The organism is Streptococcus sp. GMD4S (assembly GCF_000296955.1).
On record NZ_AJRE01000103.1, the window covers coordinates 1 to 4393 of the forward strand.

Sequence of the window (4393 nt, forward strand, 5' to 3'; positions counted from 1 at the left end):
GTTAGGAGTGATTTGGTAGCCAGCTGAGGGTGAAGGTCAGTTGCTCAGCTTTCAAGAGGTCTTGGTGTTGAATGCTAGATACAGGAGCCTTGTCCAATCGGCATTCTTTGACAAAGTTGAAATGGCTGTGGTTTTGCTCGGCATGGATATCCAGCCATTTATTTTCCTTGGCTAGGTAGATACGGAGGTGGTCAAAGAGAGGAATTCCGAGATCGTAACTTGGCTTGCCCGGACAGATCGGGTAGAATCCAAGAGCTGACCAGATGTACCAAGCAGAGAGACTGCCATTGTCCTCATCGCCAGGATAGGCTTCCCAGCTGGGGTGAAAGGCTTTCTGACGCAAGGTTTTGATGAGTAGAGCAGTGTAGTCAGGGTAGTCGCTGTAGCGGAAGAGATAAGGGATGTGGAAGCTCGGTTGGTTGGAAATGGCGATTTGCCCAAAAGGAGCGGTAGCCATCTCGCTCATCTCGTGAATCTCGTAACCATAGCCGGTGGTTTCAAAGAGAGGAGCGTCCTGACAGGCTTTCAAAAGATAGTGGCTGAAGGCTTCTTTTCCACCCATGAGTTGACGCAAACCTGGGATGTCGTGGAGAACGCCTAAAGTCGCTTGAATGGCAGAGCATTCGGCGTAGTCGCGTCCCCAACTATAGGGAGAGAAGTCAGGGCGGAAGTTTCCTTGACTATCTCGCGCTCGCATGTAACCTGTTTCAGCATCAAATAGATGACGGTAATTTTGAGACGCAGTTCTATATGTTTCCGCGATGTCATTCTGACCAAGCTTTTCGGCACAGCTGGCGATACAAAAATCGCTATAGGCGTAGTCAAGGGTGTGACTGACACTTTCGTGGTGGTCGGTAGAGAGGTAGCCCAGTTCTTGGTATTGGGCTAGTCCGTGGCGGCCATTGATGCCGAGAGGGTCGGACTTAGTGGCTGTTTCAAGCATGGCTTGAAGGAGTTCTTTTTCTAGGTCGGGGGCCATGTCCTTGCAGGCGCTGTCTGCGATAATGCCATCTAGCAGGGTACCAGGCATCATGCCACGTTCATCTGGAGCCAACCATTTTGGAAGGAACCCAGTATCGCGGTAGCTATTGAGGAAACCTTCTAAAAAGAGGTGATAGTGTTCCGGTATGACAAGGGCAAAGAGGGGGAAGGTGGTGCGGAAGGTATCCCAGAAGCCATTATTGCTAAAGAGGATACCGGGCTTGACAGTACCAGTAGTCAGGTCCATATGGATGGTTTGCCCTGACTCGTTCACTTCATAAAAAGTCTGTGGGAAGAGGAAGAGTCTGTAGAGGCAGTGATCAAAGAAGGTCCGGTCAGCCTCTCCTGTCTCTAGTATGTCAAAACGATGGAGGAGATTTTCCCAGTCTGCTTGGGCACTTGCTTTACAGCTATCAAAGTCCTTTTGAGGTAGATTAAGCAGAGCTTGAGAAGGCGAGATGAAAGAAGTTGCTAGCTGGATGTCAGCATGACTGCTTGCTAAGTCAATTCGCCAGTCTCCGCTTTCTTGGTTGACAGCAAGAATATCCGTATTTATTTGTAGGGCGGTGAAGAGTATCAGTGGATTTTTATTGGTCTCTGTTTTGCCTTCTTGTCTCAGGGCTAGAGTCTGCTTATCTACCTGCTCAATTGTTAAATCATCTGCAGCGTGAAGGTAGAGGGAGAGGGATTTGCCTTGCTTTTGCTCCAAACGAATAGAAGCGCCATAGCAAGTCGGTGTAAGCTGGGTTTCAATCTGATAGCGCAGGGAGAAAATCTTCAGATAATGAGGTTGGAAGGAAGCTTTATCCCTATCATAGGAGGATTGACGGTGAAAGAGGTTATCTCCCCCAAGCTGGCCGGTGACAGGTGTCAGAAGGAGCCAAGAGTAGTCGCCAATCCAAGGGCTGGGCTGGTGGGTCAATCGAATCCCCTGAAAGATGGGCAGATGCGGATCGAAGAACCAAGCTCCCTCCTGGTCGCTGGTCTGAGGCACAAAATAATTCATCCCAAAAGGAACGCCTGTGTAGGGCAGGGTATTTCCTCGAGAAAAGGCATGCTTGCTAGCAGTCCCAAAGCGGGTATCGATGGTTTCAAGTAGTGGTTTCATAGTATTTCCTTTAGCTGTTTTTCTACATTATATCAGAAAAATGAGGTCTTTAGAAAAGGAGTTTCAAAGATAACTATTTTGTAGAAAAATGACTATCATTTGTGTATGTATTTTCTGTCTCAAAAACTATATACTGAACATGAAACTTGTTTGAAAGAGGAAACTGCACGATGATTTATTCGAAAGAAATTGTTAGAGAATGGCTGGATGAAGTAGCAGAGCGGGCTAAGGACCATCCGGAGTGGGTGGATGTCTTTGAGCGTTGCTATACAGACACCTTGGACAATACGGTTGAGATCCTAGAAGATGGTTCAACCTTTGTACTCACAGGAGATATTCCTGCCATGTGGCTTCGGGATTCGACTGCCCAACTCAGACCCTACCTTCATGTGGCTAAAAGAGATCCTCTCTTACGTCAGACCATTGCAGGTTTGGTCAAGCGTCAAATGACCCTAGTACTCAAAGATCCGTATGCCAACTCCTTTAACATTGAGGAAAACTGGAAGGGCCACCACGAGACCGACCATACAGACCTTAATGGTTGGATTTGGGAGCGCAAGTATGAGGTGGACTCGCTTTGCTATCCTTTGCAGCTGGCTTATCTCCTATGGAAAGAGACTGGCGAAACCAGCCAGTTTGATGAAACTTTTGTCACAGCAACTAAGGAAATCCTTCATCTCTGGACGGTAGAGCAAGATCACAACAACTCTGCCTATCGTTTTGTTCGTGATACAGACCGTAAGGAAGACACTTTGGTAAATGATGGCTTTGGACCTGACTTTGCCGTGACAGGAATGACCTGGTCAGCCTTCCGACCAAGTGATGATTGTTGTCAGTATAGCTACTTGATTCCATCCAATATGTTTGCAGTCGTTGTCTTGGGTTATGTCCAAGAAATCTTTGCAGAATTGAATCTAGCTGATAGCGAGAGTGTCATCGCAGACGCTAAACGTCTGCAAGCAGAGATCCAAGAAGGGATCGAAAACTATGCCTACACCACCAACAGCAAGGGCGAAAAGATTTACGCCTTTGAAGTGGATGGTCTAGGAAATGCCAGCATCATGGATGATCCAAACGTCCCAAGTCTACTGGCTGCTCCATATCTTGGTTACTGTGATGTGGATGATGAAGTGTATCAAGCAACTCGTCGCACCATTCTCAGCCCTGAAAATCCATACTTCTACCAAGGAGAATACGCTAGCGGTCTCGGAAGCTCTCATACCTTCTATCGTTATATCTGGCCGATTGCCCTATCTATCCAAGGATTGACAACGACGGATAAGGCGGAGAAAAAACATTTGCTAGATCAACTCGTTGCCTGCGATGGTGGAACAGGTGTCATGCACGAAAGCTTCCACGTAGACGATCCGACTCTCTACTCTCGTGAATGGTTCTCATGGGCCAACATGATGTTCTGCGAATTGGTCTTGGATTACCTAGATATTCGCTAATACTCTTCGAAAATCAAATTCAAACCACGTCAGCTTCACCTTGCCGTATATATGTTACTGACTTCGTCAGTTCTATCTACAACCTCAAAGCAGTGCTTTGAGCAACCTGCAGCTAGCTTCCTAGTTTGCTCTTTGATTTTCATTGAGTATAAGGAGCACGTTTTCGCTCAACTGATTCTAGGAAAGAATCACAAATATATTTTTAAATTTAAGTTAGAATGAGGTTTTACTCATGGAAAATGTTGTTGTACATATCATCTCTCACAGTCACTGGGATCGTGAGTGGTATCTACCTTTTGAAAGTCACCGGATGCAGTTGGTGGAACTTTTTGACAATCTGTTTGATCTTTTTGAAAATGACCCTGAATTCAAGAGCTTCCACTTGGATGGACAAACCATTGTCCTCGATGACTATTTAGAAATTCGTCCTGAAAACCGTGACAAGGTGCAGCGTTATATTGACGAAGGCAAGCTCAAGATTGGTCCTTTTTACATCTTGCAGGATGATTACTTGATCTCCAGTGAAGCCAATGTCCGTAATACCTTGATTGGTCAGGCTGAATGCGCTAAATGGGGCAAATCTACTCAGATTGGTTACTTCCCAGATACCTTTGGGAATATGGGGCAAGCACCTCAAATCCTTCAAAAATCAGGCATTCACGTAGCAGCCTTTGGTCGTGGTGTCAAACCGATCGGTTTTGACAACCAAGTCCTTGAAGATGAGCAATTTACGTCTCAATTCTCTGAGATGTACTGGCAGGGTGCTGATGGTAGCCGTGTACTCGGTATTCTTTTTGCTAATTGGTACAGTAACGGGAATGAAATTCCAGTGGATAAAGACGAGGCTTTGGCT

2 protein-coding genes and 1 pseudogene are annotated in these 4393 nt (G+C 46.2%); 2 read left to right on the forward strand and 1 reads right to left on the reverse strand.

The window, feature by feature from the left end; translation table 11 throughout:
- Position 1 precedes the first annotated feature (1 nt).
- Positions 2 to 2089, reverse strand: a complete 2088-nt coding sequence (locus GMD4S_RS07155; RefSeq protein ID WP_000803421.1) for a GH92 family glycosyl hydrolase — start codon at positions 2087 to 2089, stop codon at positions 2 to 4.
- 170 nt (positions 2090 to 2259) lie between these two features.
- On the opposite strand from GMD4S_RS07155, the gene GMD4S_RS07160 reads away from it, so the two are divergent.
- The gene (locus GMD4S_RS07160; protein WP_000640538.1) at positions 2260 to 3540 is read left to right on the forward strand and encodes a glycoside hydrolase family 125 protein; all 1281 of its coding nucleotides are present in this window, start codon (positions 2260 to 2262) and stop codon (positions 3538 to 3540) included.
- 232 nt (positions 3541 to 3772) lie between these two features.
- Positions 3773 to 4393: pseudogene (locus GMD4S_RS07170) on the forward strand (alpha-mannosidase); the annotation flags it as partial.